The following is a 17,620-nucleotide window of genomic DNA, read 5'->3' as shown; positions in this document are numbered from 1 at the left end:
AAGAATTTTGAAAATTCTTGTTCGGAAAATTTGAAATTTTCCGGCGTCTTGAGATTTTCTGACGTTTTAAGGTGAGAGCGGGCTAGGGGGCCAGCCCCCGTCCTGCGGACTCCCCCGGAATATTTTGGGCCAAAAAGGGAACGGGGGTCAGGCGCCTGTTTCGCTGGCCCAACGCCATGTTCCGGGGCGCATCTGGTTGAGGCGCCAGTCACCGATCCGGCTGCGGATCAGCCGCAATGTGGGCAGGCCTACATGGGCTGTCATCCGGCGCACCTGTCTGTTGCGGCCTTCGCGGATGGTGATTTCCAGCCAGGCATCCGGCACGGATTTGCGAAAGCGCACAGGGGGATCACGCTCCCACAGGTCTGCGGGCGGATCGATCTGGGTGATGGTGGCTGGCGCGGTTTTGCCGTCTTTGAGCGTTACGCCTTTGCGCAGAGCATCCAGGGCGGCGGCGTCTGGTGTGCCTTCGACCTGAACGAGATAGGTTTTGGGGCGTTTGTACTTTGGATGGGCGATGCGGGCCTGCAGGGCGCCGTTGTCGGTAAGAACCAGCAGCCCTTCGCTGTCTTTGTCGAGGCGTCCGGCGGGGTAGAAGCCCGGCTCATCTATGAAACCCGAGAGCGTGGGACGGGCACTGCCTTGGGTGCCTTTGTCGGTGAATTGGGACAGCACGCCAAAAGGTTTGTTGAAGAGGATCACGCGGTTCATGGGGTCTCCGGCGTCAGGATTGTGATGCCAACCGAGGCTGCGCGGGCCAGATCGGCGTCCAATGACATGGGGATATATTCACCGCGCCGCCAGAGTTGTGCCAGATCGTCATAGTGGCGCGACAGAAAATGCCCCGATTGTCCGGTGGAGGTGACAAAAACCGAGCTGTCCGGATCGGCAAAGTCATAGACCCCGCGATAGCCCGCCCCATGCACATTGTGAAACGGGTCTGGGTCACTGCCTTTGGTGCGGCCGCGCAGCAGGGTGTTATCGCCGCCCGAGGTGGATTGGCGAATGTTCATAAAGTAGCGCAGCACCGGCACATCGCCCAGCACTTGATGGTCATGGGTGGCTTGGTGCGCATCACCCCAGCGCAGGCTTTCCAGCTCTCCGCCCCAGGTTTCGCTGATCCACAGCAGGGCGTCATCGAGGGCAAGGCGGGCCATTTCCGGGCAGCTTTCGGTTTGTGCCGATTGCAGCACGTCGCACCATGCCGCCGCGCCGTTCACGTCGCGGAACACCCGTTCGATAAACAGCGGCTCCACATGGTCAAACTCCGCTGCCAACGGGCCCAGTTCGTCCTGGATCAGACGGTCCTGAAGCGCCCGGAGCCATGCCATGTAGATCAGCGGTTCTGGCAGGTGTTCGTTCATCTCGCCGGACCAGGCCGCCAACAGGATCAGCGCCCGCTGGCGCTGGCGTTCGGCGGTGCCATCTGCGGCGGCCTCTCCGGTGAACCACAGTTCGGCCCCGATCAGCGGCAGAAGCGACCGCGCGGTAAAGCTCACGGTGTCAAGCTGCGCCTCGATAAAGCTGTCGCGGGTGTGGACCTGCCGCGTTTGCATCAGCCGGTTCCAGCGTTGCACCCGCTGTGTGTCGCCCCAGACAAAGGAAACGTGATTGGGAAACGGGCGGTCCACGGTTTTGTTGTTGGTGTTGCCCAGAATACCGCCAGCGGGGGCGATAAATTCGGGGTTGGCGGTGTAAGGCAGCATGCCCTGCCAACGGTTTGCGCCGATCCAGCCGGGGGCAGGCATCCGCCCCTGGCTTTGATGGTTGGCATCGCGGCGTGGCATCGCGCCGATGGTTTTCATCGCGATGGTCTTGCGGTCCACCAAGGTCAGGTTTTGCGCCGGTGCGATATAGCTTTGGGCAGCATCAATCGCTTGCCCTACGGTTTTGGCTTCCATCACGCCCATAGCTGCGTCCAGCGTCGTGTCGCGGCCGCTGAGCACGGTCCAGTTGACAGAAGCCACATGGCCGGGCGGGGTGATGGCCGCCAGATTGTAGTGACTGCCCGGCAACAGCGGCCCATTGTCTGTCCAGCGCAGGGTCAGGGTGACGGGATCGGCATCCTTGACCGTGATGATGGAGGACCGTGTGCGGAATTGTTTGAACCCTGTTGGCGTGCGGTATTCCTGCGGGTTCTCCGGGTTCAGCTCTTCGATATAAACGTCTTGGTCATCGACATAGGCGGAGGTCAGCCCCCAGCCAAGTTCGGCGCTGCGTCCGGTCATCACCGCGGGCATACCGGGGATGGTGCCGCCGATCACGCCGCCCGATTGCAGCTCAAGCCGGGCCAGATACCAGATGGCCGGGGCGGTAAAGCCAAGATGCGGATCGTTGGCCAGCAATGTGCCGCCAGAGGCCGACCGGGAGGGCGCGGCCGCCCAAGCATTGGACGCGCCGGCAAAGGCCATATGCTTGAACGGAGACAGCGGGTGCGGATCAAGCGGCAGATTGGCGGAATATCGTTTGGTGCCGGGCACCAGTGCCGCATATTCGGGCAGGGCCGCCACGCCGGTGCCGGGGGCATCGGGCAGGATATCGGACAACCGGTCCGCGTCCGGCAAGGCCAGCGAGCTGCGCGCGCGGATCACTTCGGCCTCCAGATGGCCCGACAACTGCAACCCCATCAGCTTGCCGATGGCGACGGAATCAGCCGGTCGCCATGGGGCCATGGGCGCATTAAACAACAACATCTCAGGGGCGCCGCGCCCCAAAGCTTCGGTATTGATCTGCGCCAGGCGGGCATTGACCCCAGCGGAATAGGCCTCAAGCGCGGCACGGGTTTCGGGCGCCAATGCCTCAACCGATTGCACGGAAAGTGTATAGATATCAAAGCGTCGCAGCAGTTTATCAATGTTGAGCGTCGCGCTGCCGTAGACCTCGCTCAGCCGCCCTTGCGCGGTGCGGCGCAGGTTGATCATCTGCCACATGCGGTCTTGGGCATGGGCAAAGCCGAGACCAAAAAAGACGTCCGCATCGGACTGACCAAAGATATGCGGCACATTGGCATTATCGCGCACGATCTCAACCTCTGCGCCCAACCCGCGCACCGCCACCTTGTCATCGTAATCGGGCAAGGATCGGGACGCGATCCAATAGATCAAGGTCACGCTCAGCACGCTCATCACGATCAACAAAACAGCAAGCCGGACCAGCCAGCGAAAGATGAGGGCCATTGAACGCTCCGATATGGCGGCACCGATTGACCAAGGCGCACGAGGTGTTAGGTATCTTGTCGCAATAGCGCAACTGACAGACAAGGAAAAGCAGATGGCAAAGCTCGCATTTTTGGGACTTGGAGTAATGGGCGGACCCATGGCGGGGCATCTGCAAAAGGCCGGGCATGAGGTGACGGTCTACAATCGCACAGCCTCCAAGGCGCAGGATTGGGCCAAGACCCATGGCGGGCAGGCGGCAGCGACCCCGCGTGCGGCCGCCGAGGGGGCAGATTTTGTGATGGCCTGCGTGGGCAATGATGATGATCTGCGCTCTGTTTGTTTGGGCGAAAACGGGGCCTTTGCCGGAATGGGTGCGGGGGCTATTTTTGTTGATCATACAACCGTTTCCGCGGCCGTGACACGAGAGCTTTATGCAGCGGCGGATGCGGCGCAGATCTCATTTGTGGATGCGCCGATCTCTGGTGGACAGGCAGGCGCGGAGAACGCCCAGCTGTCCATCATGTGCGGTGGCGATCAGGGCGCCTTTGATCGCGCGCTCCCCGTGATGGAGGTTTATTCCAAGATTTGCCGCCGGATTGGCGACAGTGGCGCGGGCCAGATGACCAAGATGTGCAACCAGATTGCCATCGCCGGTGTGGTGCAGGGCCTGTCTGAGGCGTTGCATTTTGCCGAAAAAGCCGGGCTGGACGGGCGGGCCGTGGTCGAAGTGATCAGCCAGGGCGCCGCTGGATCCTGGCAAATGGCAAACCGCTATGAGACCATGCTGGACAACGAATTTGACCACGGGTTTGCAGTGGACTGGATGCGCAAGGATCTTGGGATCTGTCTGGCGACAGCCGATGAAACCGGGGCCAGCCTGCCGATCACTGCGCTGGTCGATCAGTTTTATAAAGACGTGCAAAAGATCGGCGGCGGGCGTTGGGACACCTCCAGCCTGATCCAGCGGTTGCGGGCGCTGGATGGATCGCAAGACACTTAACTGTTTGAAAAGGTTTCTTTGACATCACGGGGGCAGTTTCGGGAGATGATCCATGACCGCTGCCCCCACTCACGCTTCGCTGGACCCAAGCGGGTTTGAATCACGGCAATTAGGCATCGACGATATCTTTTATTCCCGCACCGATGGGCGCGGGATCATTCTGGCGGCCAATGCGGTGTTTCAGCGGGTCTCGGTCTATGATTGGTCCGATCTGATTGGCGCGCCGCACAATGTGATACGCCATCCCGACATGCCCCGCGGCGTGTTTCACCTCATGTGGTCAATATTGGGGGACGGCAAACCGTTCTGCGGCTATATCAAGAACAAGGCGGAGGACGGTAGCCATTATTGGGTGCTTGCAGTGGCCTGTCCTTCGGAAGACGGGTTTCTGTCTGTGCGGATCAAACCGGGCACCGAGATGTTTCGCCAGGCACAGCAGATTTATACCGATCTGCGCCACCGCGAGCGCAACGAAAACCTGCCGCCGGAGGCAAGCAGCGACGCTCTTTTGCAGGCTTTCGAAAGCACAGGTTACAGCGATTACGCCAGTTTCATGACCAAGGCCCTGACCGAAGAGACAAAACATCGCGACATTGCATTGCAACGGCCTGCGGATTGGCGGCTCAGGTCGATCCTCTCCATCAAGGAGGGTGTGAAGGAGATCGAAGATCATGCCGGTGATGTCGTGCGGATCTTTAAGCAAACCAACCAGATCCCCTATAACATGCGCCTTCAGGCCGGGCGGCTTGAGGGGACAGACGGGCCGATCAGCGTGATCTCGAACAATCACCGACAAATGACCCAATCACTGGCCGACGCAGTCGCCACATTTAGCGAGAAATCGTTGCTCGGGAATGATTACCTGATGCAGGCAGAGTTCTTGCATGGGGTTTCACGGGTGCAGTATGACCTTTTGCAATCATTCGGGCTGGAACCGGTGATTGACGGGCAAGACAAGGCACAGGAAAAAGCCCTGTTGTCCCGTCAACAAATGGAATTTGTCAGCATGGCCCATAAAGCCGTGGTGGAAGTGTCTGATCGGGTCAGCGCTTTTTCAAAAATCTGCAATGATGTCAGACGGCTAAAGGCCGGTCTGGAAATGACTCGGGTGATGTGCAAAATCGAACGATCCCGCATCGCAGAACGGGTCGATGGTCTGGACGAGATTGTTCAACAGCTGGGCAAGGCGCAAACTGATCTTGATCATTTGCTCAGCAAGATGGACGGCGCCGTTCAACAGATCCTTGAGGCCGCCGAGCGCCTGACGCAATCTCGGCAACGGGCGGCATAGCGCCCATTGCCAGTTGTTTGTTCGGCCAAAGCGCCCCCTTAGGGAATGATGCGGGTGTATTTTGTGCCTTCAAGGGTGGCCCCGATCCGCAGACCGGCGCGGCCAAAGACCGCTGCCAACACTGGCGCAAGTGCCGTTGTGGTTTCTGCCGCAACGCTGTCGCCCTTGTCAGAGATCACATATTCCAGATCCGCCCCAGCGGCCCAACCGGGCGCACGTCGGAAATCGCCAAGCGCTTCTTCGGTCATGAAAAACAAAACATGCGCGTATTGCTGTGCGCCGATCTGCAACCCGCCAGATGCCTTGGCGACAGAATAATAGTCCACCGTGATGTCATTGACCCGCAATGCGCCGCGCCCGTAGGCCCCGCCGAGGCCCAAACCGGCCTCCGTGACCAGTGGCATCACCAGCATCCCGTTGGCCTTGGCCGCCAGTTGCTGTGTGTTGGGGAAACTGCGGTACATTTCGTTGATCGTGGCGTCGACCCGCGCGTCAATGGTCTGCGGCCCGCGCCCGCCAATGCCGTTGCCGCAGGCCGAGACGGCCCCGACAGACGCCATTGCGCCGAGGGTAAACGCACGCCGTGAAAAAATCGGATTGCTCATTTGATTTGCCTGTTTGTTGCCTGTTGCCGGTTTTCCCGACTTAGGCGCAATCATAGGCGGGTTTTCGCCCCTTGTCATGCGCTTTAGCCTCATGGGCGAAATGGTGCCAAATGCACGGCCAGAAAGACGAGAGTTTACCTCAAATGCGGATCATGACACCAAGACTGCATCCAAAAGATCGGGCGGTTCAACATGTCCACGAATTCCCAAGCCATTTTATGGGCTCTGCTGGCCGCGGCTTTGTTTTCTGCGGTGATCGCTTTGGCAAAGGTGGCTGTGGTTGACTATCACGTTTTGCAAATCCTGCTGTTTCGCCAGATTTTTGTGTTTATGTCTTCAGTGCCTGACATCCTGAAGGCCTTTCCCCAAAGCCTTAAGACACAACAGCCGGGTCTGCATGCCTTGCGCCTGATCGGCGCATTTGTGGCCCTTTCCACCGGCATCTGGGCCGTGGCTGTTTTGCCTTTGACAACGGCAACAACCCTTACCTTTGCACAGGTGTTTTTTGTGGCGGTTCTAGCGGCATGGTTCTTGAAAGAACCGGTTGGAGTGCACAGGCTCGGGGCCGTCATGGTCGGATTTGTCGGGGTGATCGTGGTCATGCGGCCCGGCGTTGACGGTTTGATTGATTTGAATTCCCTGATCCCTGTCATTGGGGCATTTGGCGCAGCCGTCGCCATTATTGCCGTGCGGCGCCTCTCCAAGACGGAGACAACCGCGACGCTTTTGGTCTACCAATCTGTCTTTATTGGCGCGGCGGCGGCTCTGCCAATGTTCTGGTATTGGAAAACACCGGATCTTGCAGGGCTGGCGCTTTTGGTTTCGATGGGCGTATTGGCAACCGCAGGTCAATGGATCGGCGTGCGAGCCTTGCGACTGGGAGAGGCCAGTGTGGTTGGCAACATCGAGTATTCCAAATTGATTTATGCGGCGTTGCTCGGTTGGGTGATTTTTGCAGAGGTGCCTGATAAATATACTATTTTTGGCGCAGCAATCATCATTTCATCATCACTTTACATCTATCACCGCGAAGCTTGATAGCCCGGAAACAGGCCGCGAGGCCAATGTTCACCCGCCGTTCAGGATCCGCGCTGCTGCCGGGGCGAAATAGGTTAATATCCCGTCACAACCGGCCCGTTTGAACGCCATCAGGCTTTCAAGCATAACCCGCTCTTCGTCGATCCAGCCGTTTTGCGCGGCCGCCTTGATCATGCTGTATTCACCCGAGACCTGATAGGCAAAGGTCGGCGCACCAAACTGATCTTTGACCCTCCGGCAAATATCGAGATAGGGCTGGCCCGGTTTGACCATGACCATATCGGCACCCTCTGCCAGATCCCGCGCCACCAGCCGAAGGGCCTCATCGGAATTGGCCGGATCCATCTGATAGGTTTTCTTGTCCCCGGTCAGCGCACCGGAGGCACCCACCGCATCGCGGAACGGGCCATAAAAGGCCGAGGCATATTTGGCGGCATAACTGAGGATCGCGACCGAGGAATGACCCGCGCCCTCAAGCGCCTCCCGGATCGCGCCAATCCGGCCATCCATCATATCCGAAGGGCCAATGATGTCTGCGCCCGCTTCGGCTTGTGACAGCGCCATCTTCACCAAAGCCTCAACCGTGCGGTCATTGACGATAATGCCATCCTCAACAAAACCATCGTGGCCGCTGATGTTATAGGTATCGAGCGCCACATCGCTCATCACGGCGATATGGGGATAGGCCTGTTTGATCGCCGCGATGGCGCGGTTGGCCGGGTTTTGCGGATCCCATGCGCCGGCGCAATCTTCTGTTCGGTCCTCAAGCCCTGTATAGGGAAACACGCAAATCGCCCCGATCCCCAGTGCATCCGCCTCGGCAGCGGCCTCCAGCACCTTGTCCACGCTGCGGCGCATCACACCGGGCATAGAGGGCACAGGCTCTACAATGCCCTCACTAGCCCGCACAAAAATTGGCCAGATCAGATCACCAACCTCAAGCGCATTTTCCCGCACCAAGGCCCGCATCGCAGGGGAGACGCGGGTTCGGCGCAGGCGCGTGGCGGGGAAGGGGGCGTGGACAGGGTGCATGCAAAAATACCTCAGATTGTCTTCCCCAAGGCTTGCCATGAAAAATCTGCCTCCTCAAGGCTAGGAATTGCCGGGCGGCTTGGGTATGTCCTGCCCATTCTGCCAAAACGGATCAGCGCCTTGGACTGGTATCAAACCCTCTTTGAATTGATTGACATGCGGTCGTTCTCGAACCTATGGTTCTGGATTGTACTGGCTGTGGTCTGGTCTACGGCCAGCCATTGGGTGCTGGGCGTGCCTTATGACATGGTTCTGCGGGCACGGCGGCACGCAGGGCAGGCCGAGGTTGATCTCGAAGATATGGTGCGGATCAACGTCAATCGGTTGCTCTATATCGGGCGGGTGTCCGGGCTTTGGCTGCTGGGCTTTGGCTGCTTCTTTTTGACGCTGCTGGTCTTGATGGGTTTTGTTTATGGTATGGAATTTGCCCAAGCGGTGTTTCTGCTGGGTTTTCCTCTGTCGCTGATCGGATTGCTGAGCCTCTCGACAGCCCGTTTGATCCAGGTGGAAGACGCCGCTGGCGATCTGTTGCACAAACGGCTGATGCGGCACCGGCTTTACACACAGATTATTGGCATGATCTCGATTTTCGTGACCGCGCTTTGGGGCATGTACCAGAACATGACCATTGGCGCGCTTGGCGGTTGACAGCGCGCCCGCCCGCGCCAAGTGAGACGGTATGGCACAAAAGAGCAAACTCACCCTGTCCGGGGTTCCCGAAGGATTTGACGCTCAGGCGATCCTGACCGAAATCGGCAAAAGCGATGCGCCGGTCTTGCACGTGGCGCGCGACGACAAACGCATGGCTGCCACCAAGGCTGCGCTCAGTTTTTTTGCCTCCGATATGCCCGTTGTCACATTCCCCGGCTGGGATTGCCTGCCTTATGATCGGGTCTCGCCGAATGCTGATATCTCGGCACAGCGTATGGCGACATTGGCGGCGCTGGTGCATGGCATGCCAGAGAAGTTCATTCTGCTGACCACCCTAAACGCCGCAACACAGCGGGTGCCTGCCCGTGCCATCCTGCGCGATGCGGCATTTTCGGCCCGCGTTGGTGACCGGATTGACGAAGCCGCGCTGCGCAATTTTCTGGTGCGCATGGGCTTTGTGCAAAGCCCCACAGTGATGGAGCCGGGCGATTATGCGTTGCGCGGCGGGATCATTGATATTTTTCCGCCCGGTGATCTGGGTCCGGTGCGGCTTGATCTTTTTGGTGATGTGCTGGACGGCGCGCGCCGCTTTGATGCAGCCACCCAGCGGACCACGGAAAAGCTTGATCTGGTGGAGCTGGCCCCCGTGAGCGAGGTCATTCTGGACGAGCCAGCAATCACCCGGTTTCGGCAAAACTACCGGATCGAATTTGGGGCGGCGGGGACCGATGATCCGCTGTATGAGGCGATCAGCGCAGGCCGCAAACATCAGGGCGCGGAACATTGGTTGCCGTTCTTTCATGATGGGCTGGAGACCCTGTTTGACTATCTGCCGCAGGCCACGATCACGTTGGATGATCAGGTCACACCCACACGCATTGCCCGTTGGGACAGCATCGCAGATCAATATGAAACGCGCCGTCTGGCTATGGCCAACCGCAGCAAGATGGACAGCGTCTATAAGCCTTGCCCGCCAGAGGGGCTTTATCTGACAGATGACGCCTGGCTCATGGCCACGCAGGATCACCGGATGATCCAATTCAATCCGTTGCCGCAACCGACAGGGCCAAATGTTCTGGACGCGGGCGCACGGATTGGCCGCAACTTCGCACCTGAACGCCAACAGGAATCCATCAGCCTTTTCGGGGCGTTGGCGTCCCATGTGAAAGCAAAACTTCAAGACGGGCCGGTGTTGATCGCCAGCTATTCCGAAGGTGCACGCGAGCGCCTCACTGGGTTGATCGAAGACGAAGGTCTGGCCGAAGCGATCCCGGTGCCCAATGGCACACGGATCGGCAAACGTGGGCTGCATCTGGCCGTTTGGGCGCTGGAACACGGGTTTGAGGCCCCCGGCCTGACGGTGATTTCAGAGCAAGACGTGCTGGGCGATCGGTTGATCCGCGCCCCCAAACGCAAACGCCGCGCCGAGAATTTCCTGACCGAAGCGCAAAGCCTAAGCCCCGCTGATCTGGTTGTGCATGTCGATCACGGGATCGGGCGATATCTGGGCATGGAGGTGGTCACCGCCGCCGGTGCCGCCCATGAATGTCTGGTGCTGGAATACGCCGAACAGGCCAAGCTGTATCTGCCGGTTGAGAACATCGAACTGCTGTCGCGCTACGGCCATGAAGAGGGGTTGCTGGACCGTCTGGGCGGCGGCGCGTGGCAGTCCAAGAAGGCCAAGCTCAAAGAGCGCATTCGCGAGATGGCGGACAAGCTGATCCGGATCGCCGCCGAACGCGCCCTGCGCAAAGCGCCGGTGCTGGAGCCGCCCGAGGGCATGTGGGACGCATTCTCGGCCCGCTTCCCCTATACCGAAACCGATGATCAGTTGCGCGCCATTGGCGATGTGATTGACGATCTGACATCCGGCAACCCGATGGACCGTTTGGTCTGCGGCGATGTTGGATTTGGCAAAACCGAAGTGGCGATGCGTGCGGCCTTTGTTGCGGCGATGTCGGGTGTGCAGGTGGCGGTGATCGCGCCGACCACGTTGTTGGCCCGCCAACATTACAAAAGCTTTGCCGAGCGGTTTCGCGGATTTCCGATCAATGTTCGGCAGCTCAGCCGTTTTGTCACCGCAAAAGACGCCGCCTTGACCCGTGATGGGATGACAAAGGGCACGGTTGATATCGTGATTGGCACCCATGCTCTTTTGGCAAAAAGCATTAAGTTTCAAAATCTTGGCCTGTTGGTGATCGACGAAGAGCAGCATTTTGGTGTCGGCCACAAAGAACGGCTCAAGCAGCTGCGGTCTGACATTCACGTTCTGACCCTGACCGCAACACCGATCCCGCGCACGTTGCAATTGTCCCTCACTGGCGTGCGCGATCTGAGCATTATCGGCACGCCGCCCGTGGACCGTCTGGCGATCCGCACCTACGTCAGCGAATTTGACGCCGTGACCCTGCGCGAGGCGCTGCTCCGTGAACATTATCGCGGTGGGCAAAGTTTTTACGTGGTGCCGCGCATCAGCGATTTGCCTGAAATCGAAGAATTTCTCAAAAGCCAACTGCCTGAACTGACTTATGTGATTGCGCATGGGCAGATGGCAGCGGGGGAACTCGATGACCGGATGAATGCCTTTTACGATGGTAAATTCGACATACTACTGGCCACCACGATTGTGGAATCCGGTCTCGATATCCCGACCGCCAACACCATGGTGGTGCACCGCGCCGATATGTTTGGCTTGGCGCAGCTTTATCAGATCCGAGGCCGCGTAGGCCGCTCCAAAACCCGCGCCTATGCCTACTTGACCACCAAACCGCGCGCGCGGCTGACCACCACAGCCGAGAAACGTCTGCGCGTGCTTGGATCGCTTGATACGCTTGGCGCGGGCTTTACGCTGGCCAGCCAAGATCTGGATATTCGCGGGGCAGGGAACCTCTTGGGCGAAGAACAATCCGGCCAGATGCGTGATGTCGGCTTTGAGCTCTATCAATCCATGCTGGAAGAGGCGATTGCCAAGATCAAAGCTGGTGAGCTGGAAGGTCTGTCAGAGGCCGACGATCAATGGGCGCCCCAGATCAATCTGGGCGTGCCTGTCCTGATCCCCGAGGCCTATGTACCGGATCTGGACGTGCGTCTGGGTCTCTATCGCCGTTTGTCCGGTCTGAGCACCAAGGTAGAGCTGGAAGGGTTTGCCGCCGAACTCATTGATCGCTTTGGCAAATTGCCGCGTGAGGTGAACACGCTGATGCTGGTGGTGCGGATCAAGGCCATGTGCAAACGCGCGGGCATTGCCAAGCTGGATGGCGGGCCGAAGGGGGCCACGATCCAGTTCCACAATGACAAATATGCATCCCCCGAAGGTCTGGTGAAGTTCATCGAGGATCAGCGCGGGCTGGCCAAGGTGCGCGACAACAAGATTGTCGTGCGGCGCGATTGGAAGAAAGACAGCGACAAAATCAAAGGCGCTTTTGCCATCGCCCGCGATCTGGCCGAACATGTCATCGCCAAGGAAAAGCAGCGCAAAAAGGCCAAGGCCTAAGGTGCGGGTGGCTTACTCCGCCGCCTGCATCTGCGTCTCGATGCGCCCCAGTTGCAGCATCAACGCGAAACCGACCACCGCCATGGCCATCACAGCGGCAAACAAAAGCTGCACCCCGCCATCAAAGTAGATGTCGATCAGTGAGGCCACAACAGCGGCAATCACCGTCGAAAAAGACCCGATGACAGAGGCGGCCATGCCCGCAATATGGCCCATCGGCTCCATCGCGATGGCGTTGAGATTGCCAAGGGTCAGCCCGGCCTGAAAGAAACAGCAGGTCTGCCAAAAGAGGAACGCGGCAAAGCCGTAGGGTTCGGCCATATCTGCAACCCCGCTGAGCAGCAGCGCGGCCGAGATGATAATCTGTGCGCCAAGGGTCATCGTCACCATTCGCCGCATCCCAAATCGCATCACCAGCGTGGCGTTCAGCAAGCTGGAGCTGCCCGCGACAAGGGCAATGGCGCCAAACCAGAACGGGAAGGTTTCTGCCCGGTCATAAGTTACATCATAAATCGATTGCACCCGCATCAGCGTCAGGAACAAAATGCCCATCGCCAGCGACTGGACAAAGATCGAAATGCGCACACCGGGATGGGCGAACATCTCCTTAACGGCGCTGCGCATCAGGTGAAATCTCAGCGGCCTGCGGTTTTCTTCAGCCAGCGTTTCCGGCAGGCGCAAACCCATCCAAACCACTGAAACAATGGAGAAAAGTATAAAGGCGACAAAGATGCCGCGCCATCCGACGCCGGCAATGATCACCGCACCCATGGCGGGCGCAAACGCAGGAACCAGCGTAAAGATCAGCATAACAATCGACACGATCCGCGCCATCTCGCGCCCCGCATAGAGATCACGCACAACCGCCACCGCAACGATCCGCGGACCAGAGGCGCCAAGCCCCTGAAACAGCCGCGCAACCAGCATCACCTCAAGCGTGGAACTGGCCCAGGCCACCGCCGCTGAGACAATATAGAGACCTGCGCCGATAAAGATGATCCGCCGCCGGCCAAAAGCATCTGACAATGGGCCGCTGATGAAGGTCCCAAGCCCCATGCCGAGGACAAAACTGGTCAGAATAAGGGCCGCGTTTTCGGGGGCATCGGGGGCAAGTTCGGCCCCCATAACAGGCAGGGCGGGCAGCATTGCATCAATCGAAAACGCGATCGTTGCAAACATCATCGCAATGAGCGCAACAAATTCGGCGCGGCCCATGGCAAACCGGTCTGATTGCTCTGTCACGAAATGCTCCCTCAAAGTGCACAAGGCATAACTCAAGGTTGCAATAGCGGCAATCGGTATTCCAAATTGTGCAAAGTTTGATGTGTGATTAGGCTGTAAGCGACATCACATTGTCGAAACGCGACACCTCCGCCCCGTCGTGGCGCAAAATCTGTGCAATATCCTGCAACCCCTCAAAAGGCCCTGCGCAATTCGGGGCGGCAATGAGGGCGCAGATGTCATGGTTCGCAATGTCGGTCCGGATCTGCGCAAAACTGTCTTGCGCGATCACTTTTGACACAAACCGGCAGCTTTCCAGCATGCTGCGTCTCTGAGCAAAATCGCGGGTGCAGGGCAGGCCGCAATGGGCGCTGAAGCTGTCTGTGCGGCAACCTACGATTACATCAGTGCCCAGCCGGGTCAGCTGTTGCAGAAACCGGATCTGATCGGGGCCAAATGTGTCATATGCGCCATAGGTCAACACAGAGCGGTAGCGGGCAGGGCGCAGCTTTATCACGCTGGCCGTTCCAATTGCGGGGGCGCTGCGCCATCGCTTTCATTGCGCCAGATGGCCTTGATGCCGGTGGTGTCCACTCTGGTCAGTGATGTGAAAATTTGCCCTGCTCTGCCAAACACTTGCACTGTGTTTGGGGCAGGCGCATTTGCCTGTTTGTCTGCCATTTTACCCGCTCTCTTGCCGGGGTCTAACGCCCCTTATGGGGTGAACTCTACGTCAGCTTGGGCAGATAGGCAAAAGGGCTGGGGCCGCTGGGCCACGCAACTGTACCCCAAACGCCACAGTCAGGATGGATCAACACCGGTCAATTCGTCGATCACTTTGAGCCAAAGCGCAGGCGGCTGTGCGCCCGGAACCGCATGTTGATTGCCCACAATGAAGGTCGGCACAGAGTTGATGCCCATCTCACGGCTGTGCGCATCGCGGTCCCGGATCGCTTGCGCATCTTCGTCAGATTGCAGCAGCTTGGCCACAACCGCCGCATCCATTTCGATGCTGTCGGCAATATCCGCCAAAACCTCCACATCCCCGATGTCCCGTGCATCCACGAAATAGGCTTTGAACAAGGCCGAAACGGCAGCGGTTTGTCGCCCCTCAATGCCCGACCAATGGATCAAACGATGCGCATTGAGGGTATTGGGTGTGCGTTGCATCGCCTCAAAATTGATGTTCAGCCCGGCCTTTTCTGCATGTTCAACAACAGGGGCATAGGCCCGCACCGCAGCTTCCTTGCCGCCAAATTTGCCTTCAAGGTAGGCGCGCCGGCCCATTCCGCCCGCAGGCATATCGGGGTTGAGCTGGAACGGATGCCATTCGATCACAAAGGGATGATCCGGCCGTTCTGCCAGTGCCTTGTCCAGATGGGCCTTGCCGATATAGCACCATGGGCAAATCGGGTCTGACATAATGTCCAGTTTGATCGGATCACGCATTGTTCTTGCCCTCATAATCAGCCCGCAACGCCCGGCGCAGCAGTTTGCCATTCGCGCCCATCGGCAGCTCTGGCACGTGTTGAAAGAGACGCGGCTGTTTGTAACGCGCCAGTTTGTCCTTGGCATACGCATCCAGCGCCTGATCGTCCAGTGGGGCGGGCGCGGTATAGAAGGCGGCGATCACAGAAACGCCGTCTTTGACCGTGACCTCGGCCACACCAATGCCGGTGATCCCCGGTGCGCCTGCAAGCGCCGCCTCAACCTCAAGCGGCGAGACGCGAAAGCCGCCCGCGTTCATCATATCGTCATTGCGCCCCAGATAGGTGATTTGCCCGTCCGCATCCATTTGCGCCTGATCGCCGGTCAGAAACCATTCACCGCGGTATCGGGCGGCGGTTTGGTCCGGCGCATCAAGGTAGCCCAGCATCAAGCCCGGATCGGAGTTATGAACGGCGATGGTGCCGGGTTGGCCGTTTTGGGCCGGTCCCTCTGCACCCATCAGGCATACCTGCCGCCCCGGTTGCGCCCGCCCCAAGGCGCCGGGGGTCGCCGGATGGTTCGGGCAGCCCGAAATGAAAGTGGAGCATTCAGACATGCCAAAAGCCTCATAGATCGCGGTGCCAGTGGATGCGTTCCAATGGCCGCGCACCGCATCCGCCATTTTCTCTCCGGCGCTGAGCCCGTGGCGCAGATGCGGGAGTATGGGTGTCTTGTTTGACTTGAGCATTTGCCGGTAAACCCCCGGCGCCGCTGCAAAAATGGAGGCATCATGATCGTGCAAGAGTTGCCACAGTCCAGATGCATCTGTGCCTGCCTTGGGGATCAAGGCGGTTGCGCCACAGGTCCATGGGTCCATCAAACCAGTGCCCAAAGTATAGGTCCAGTTGAACGCGCCGGCATGCAGCACGCGGTCTTGCGCCCGCAGCCCGTACCAGCCGTCAAACATCATCCGCCGCGCCCAGATGGCACGATGCGCATGCATCACGGCGGAGGGTTTGCCAGAGGTGCCAGAGGTATAGATGATATAGCCCAGCCGGTTAGGATCGCCCCGGTGCCAATCGGCAGGCGGCAAATCCCGCATCCCGCGCAGGCTTTCCAATGAAACCTCCAAAGAGGTTGCGGCACTTGCCACATTCGGGTCTCGCAGAATCGCGGCGGGCTTGAGCAGCGGCAACATCTTTGCCACTTCCGCTTCGGTCAATGCGGCGGCGGTGGGCACAGGCACCAATCCGGCGGCCAAAGCGCCGAGGTACGCCAAAGGGAAATCCGGCGTATTGCCAAGACGCATCAAAACGCGGTCCCCCGGCACCAACCCCAGTTGCTGCAGCCCTGTCGCCGTACCGCGCACCGCCGCGCGTAGACGACCATAGCTCCAGCTGTCCTCATAAGCACCGGACACAATCTTCAGGGCCGTCTTATCTGCTGTCGCGCCGCCAGAGGTCAGCACGTATTCGGCCATGTTAAACGGTGCAGGGCAGGGCGGAAAACCTGCGGTATCGGTGGCGTGTTCCATATATCCGCGCTACCGCGTCCGCGCCGCCGTTGCAAGGTGGCCAGCCTGCCGATATAGCATGATCCATGACCAAAGATGCCCCCGAAAGCCTGATCCAGATTGCCCGCGCCAGCGGCGAAAGCGACGAAACCCCGCCCGTTGATCTGGGCGCGAGGGTCCGCGAGCTGCGCAAGGGGCGCAACTGGACGCTGGAACAAGCGGCCAAGCAGGCGGGGTTGGCCCGGTCCACCCTGTCCAAGATCGAAAACGGGCAGATGTCACCGACCTATGACGCGCTGAAAAAGCTGGCGGTCGGACTGGAAATTTCGGTGCCGCAATTGTTCACGCCGCCCGCCGCAGACAAGATCAACGGGCGCATGGCGGTGACCAAATCGGGCGAGGGGGCGGCCAAGGCGACCACCACCTATGAACATGAACTGCTTGGCGATACATTGCGCAAAAAACAGATGTTGCCCTATCGCGCCCGCATCCGCGCCCGCAGCATGGATGAATTTGACGGCTGGGTACGCCACGACGGCGAAGAGTTTTTGTATGTGCTGACCGGCGTTGTGCAGCTGTTCACCGAGTTCTATGAGCCGGTTGAGCTGCGCCGGGGCGACAGCGCCTATTACGATGCAACGATGGGACACAATGTGATTTCGACCAGCGCCGAAGATGCGATGATCCTTTGGGTGACGTCGCTGGCTTGAGGGTTAGAGGATCAGAGCGCAAGCGTTCAAATGCGCCCGCAGGGTTGCGGTGTCCATCTGTTCAACCGGTTCGGCCAGAAATGCGGCGGCACGGCGGTGCAAAATCTCATAAGCCTCTGAAAACGCGCCGGTAATGGCGTCTCCTTGCGCGGCGGCGGGATCTTCGACACCCCAGTGCGCCCGCAGCGGCGCACCCGGCCACATTGGGCAGGTCTCACCGGCAGCAGATCCGCAGACCGTGATCACCGCATCCATCACGGGCGCGTCCGGCAAGGCAAATTCATCCCAGCTTTTGGAGCGGGCATCAGAGACATCCATACCTTTTTCGCCCAGCAGAGCGATGGATTGCGGATGCACGCGGCCCGCAGGCTGGCTTCCGGCGGAATAGGCCCGCACACGGCCTTTGCCCAGATCATTGAGGATGGATTCAAGCAGGATCGAGCGGGCGGAGTTGCCGGTGCATAAAACGAGTATATTCAT

At 59.1% G+C, this 17,620-nt stretch carries 16 protein-coding genes; 6 read left to right on the top strand and 10 right to left on the bottom strand.

Going from position 1 to position 17,620, the window contains the following annotated elements:
- Positions 1 to 147: 147 nt before the first annotated feature.
- Positions 148 to 711: a pseudouridine synthase gene (locus tag C8N31_RS13140; protein WP_025046206.1), complete on the bottom strand. Its 564-nt coding sequence runs from the start codon at positions 709 to 711 to the stop codon at positions 148 to 150.
- Positions 708 to 3,176 carry a penicillin acylase family protein gene (locus C8N31_RS13135; protein ID WP_025046207.1) on the bottom strand — a complete coding sequence of 823 codons (2,469 nt, stop codon included), beginning with the start codon at positions 3,174 to 3,176 and terminating at the stop codon, positions 708 to 710. The genes C8N31_RS13140 and C8N31_RS13135 overlap by 4 nt, the downstream gene beginning before the upstream one ends.
- Between C8N31_RS13135 and C8N31_RS13130 the strand changes: the two genes are divergently transcribed.
- Positions 3,130 to 4,158, top strand: a complete 1,029-nt coding sequence (locus tag C8N31_RS13130; protein ID WP_269146517.1) for an NAD(P)-dependent oxidoreductase — start codon at positions 3,130 to 3,132, stop codon at positions 4,156 to 4,158. The two genes, C8N31_RS13135 and C8N31_RS13130, sit on opposite strands and share 47 nt — an antisense overlap.
- 52 nt (positions 4,159 to 4,210) lie before the next feature.
- On the top strand, positions 4,211 to 5,449 hold the full coding sequence (locus tag C8N31_RS13125) for a PAS domain-containing protein (RefSeq protein ID WP_025046209.1): 1,239 nt from the start codon (positions 4,211 to 4,213) through the stop codon (positions 5,447 to 5,449).
- A gap of 38 nt (positions 5,450 to 5,487) precedes the next feature.
- On the opposite strand, the gene C8N31_RS13120 is transcribed toward C8N31_RS13125, so the two are convergent.
- Positions 5,488 to 6,054, bottom strand: coding sequence for a lipid-binding SYLF domain-containing protein (locus C8N31_RS13120; RefSeq protein WP_025046210.1), 567 nt, complete (start codon positions 6,052 to 6,054; stop codon positions 5,488 to 5,490).
- 192 nt (positions 6,055 to 6,246) lie between these two features.
- Here C8N31_RS13120 and C8N31_RS13115 point away from each other — a divergent pair, with 192 nt between their 5' ends.
- The gene (locus tag C8N31_RS13115; RefSeq protein ID WP_025046211.1) at positions 6,247 to 7,092 is read left to right on the top strand and encodes a DMT family transporter; all 846 of its coding nucleotides are present in this window, start codon (positions 6,247 to 6,249) and stop codon (positions 7,090 to 7,092) included.
- 30 nt (positions 7,093 to 7,122) lie between these two features.
- Here C8N31_RS13115 and hemB read toward each other — a convergent pair whose 3' ends face one another.
- The gene (hemB, locus tag C8N31_RS13110; RefSeq protein ID WP_025046212.1) at positions 7,123 to 8,124 is read right to left on the bottom strand and encodes a porphobilinogen synthase; all 1,002 of its coding nucleotides are present in this window, start codon (positions 8,122 to 8,124) and stop codon (positions 7,123 to 7,125) included.
- Between the two features lie 120 nt (positions 8,125 to 8,244).
- Between hemB and C8N31_RS13105 the strand changes: the two genes are divergently transcribed.
- Together C8N31_RS13105 and mfd are read left to right on the top strand one after the other, a co-directional pair.
- A complete protein-coding gene (locus tag C8N31_RS13105; protein WP_025046213.1) occupies positions 8,245 to 8,772 on the top strand; it encodes a hypothetical protein in 528 nt (175 codons plus the stop codon).
- 31 nt (positions 8,773 to 8,803) lie between these two features.
- A complete protein-coding gene (gene mfd, locus C8N31_RS13100) occupies positions 8,804 to 12,268 on the top strand; it encodes a transcription-repair coupling factor (protein ID WP_025046214.1) in 3,465 nt (1,154 codons plus the stop codon).
- A gap of 12 nt (positions 12,269 to 12,280) precedes the next feature.
- Here mfd and C8N31_RS13095 read toward each other — a convergent pair whose 3' ends face one another.
- From C8N31_RS13095 to C8N31_RS13080, 5 genes are all read right to left on the bottom strand, one after another.
- On the bottom strand, positions 12,281 to 13,510 hold the full coding sequence (locus C8N31_RS13095) for an MFS transporter (RefSeq protein ID WP_025046215.1): 1,230 nt from the start codon (positions 13,508 to 13,510) through the stop codon (positions 12,281 to 12,283).
- 88 nt (positions 13,511 to 13,598) lie between these two features.
- Complete coding sequence (locus C8N31_RS13090) at positions 13,599 to 14,006, bottom strand: nucleotidyl transferase family protein (protein ID WP_025046216.1); 408 nt, start codon at positions 14,004 to 14,006, stop codon at positions 13,599 to 13,601.
- Positions 14,003 to 14,170 (bottom strand): hypothetical protein, encoded by a 168-nt coding sequence (locus C8N31_RS20375; RefSeq protein WP_156026828.1) that lies wholly within the window; start codon positions 14,168 to 14,170, stop codon positions 14,003 to 14,005. Before C8N31_RS20375 ends, C8N31_RS13090 begins: the two co-directional genes overlap by 4 nt.
- A gap of 120 nt (positions 14,171 to 14,290) precedes the next feature.
- The gene (locus C8N31_RS13085) at positions 14,291 to 14,938 is read right to left on the bottom strand and encodes a DsbA family oxidoreductase (protein ID WP_025046217.1); all 648 of its coding nucleotides are present in this window, start codon (positions 14,936 to 14,938) and stop codon (positions 14,291 to 14,293) included.
- The gene (locus tag C8N31_RS13080) at positions 14,931 to 16,451 is read right to left on the bottom strand and encodes a class I adenylate-forming enzyme family protein (RefSeq protein ID WP_025046218.1); all 1,521 of its coding nucleotides are present in this window, start codon (positions 16,449 to 16,451) and stop codon (positions 14,931 to 14,933) included. The genes C8N31_RS13085 and C8N31_RS13080 overlap by 8 nt, the downstream gene beginning before the upstream one ends.
- A 65-nt stretch (positions 16,452 to 16,516) precedes the next feature.
- On the opposite strand from C8N31_RS13080, the gene C8N31_RS13075 reads away from it, so the two are divergent.
- The gene (locus C8N31_RS13075; RefSeq protein ID WP_025046219.1) at positions 16,517 to 17,140 is read left to right on the top strand and encodes a helix-turn-helix domain-containing protein; all 624 of its coding nucleotides are present in this window, start codon (positions 16,517 to 16,519) and stop codon (positions 17,138 to 17,140) included.
- A gap of 3 nt (positions 17,141 to 17,143) precedes the next feature.
- On the opposite strand, the gene C8N31_RS13070 is transcribed toward C8N31_RS13075, so the two are convergent.
- Positions 17,144 to 17,620: an arsenate reductase ArsC gene (locus tag C8N31_RS13070; protein ID WP_025046220.1), complete on the bottom strand. Its 477-nt coding sequence runs from the start codon at positions 17,618 to 17,620 to the stop codon at positions 17,144 to 17,146.

Source organism: Sulfitobacter mediterraneus (assembly GCF_003054325.1).
Taxonomy (GTDB): domain Bacteria; phylum Pseudomonadota; class Alphaproteobacteria; order Rhodobacterales; family Rhodobacteraceae; genus Sulfitobacter; species Sulfitobacter mediterraneus.
This window is presented reverse-complemented; position numbering and strand designations above follow the sequence as displayed.

Coding starts and splice junctions, on each gene's coding strand:
- C8N31_RS13140 (WP_025046206.1), bottom strand. CDS start 711: ATGAACCGCGTGATCCTCTTCAACAAACCTTTTGGCGTGCTGTCCCAA.
- C8N31_RS13135 (WP_025046207.1), bottom strand. CDS start 3,176: ATGGCCCTCATCTTTCGCTGGCTGGTCCGGCTTGCTGTTTTGTTGATC.
- C8N31_RS13125 (WP_025046209.1), top strand. CDS start 4,211: ATGACCGCTGCCCCCACTCACGCTTCGCTGGACCCAAGCGGGTTTGAA.
- C8N31_RS13120 (WP_025046210.1), bottom strand. CDS start 6,054: ATGAGCAATCCGATTTTTTCACGGCGTGCGTTTACCCTCGGCGCAATG.
- C8N31_RS13115 (WP_025046211.1), top strand. CDS start 6,247: ATGTCCACGAATTCCCAAGCCATTTTATGGGCTCTGCTGGCCGCGGCT.
- hemB (WP_025046212.1), bottom strand. CDS start 8,124: ATGCACCCTGTCCACGCCCCCTTCCCCGCCACGCGCCTGCGCCGAACC.
- mfd (WP_025046214.1), top strand. CDS start 8,804: ATGGCACAAAAGAGCAAACTCACCCTGTCCGGGGTTCCCGAAGGATTT.
- C8N31_RS20375 (WP_156026828.1), bottom strand. CDS start 14,170: ATGGCAGACAAACAGGCAAATGCGCCTGCCCCAAACACAGTGCAAGTG.
- C8N31_RS13085 (WP_025046217.1), bottom strand. CDS start 14,938: ATGCGTGATCCGATCAAACTGGACATTATGTCAGACCCGATTTGCCCA.
- C8N31_RS13080 (WP_025046218.1), bottom strand. CDS start 16,451: ATGGAACACGCCACCGATACCGCAGGTTTTCCGCCCTGCCCTGCACCG.
- C8N31_RS13075 (WP_025046219.1), top strand. CDS start 16,517: ATGACCAAAGATGCCCCCGAAAGCCTGATCCAGATTGCCCGCGCCAGC.
- C8N31_RS13070 (WP_025046220.1), bottom strand. CDS start 17,620: ATGAATATACTCGTTTTATGCACCGGCAACTCCGCCCGCTCGATCCTG.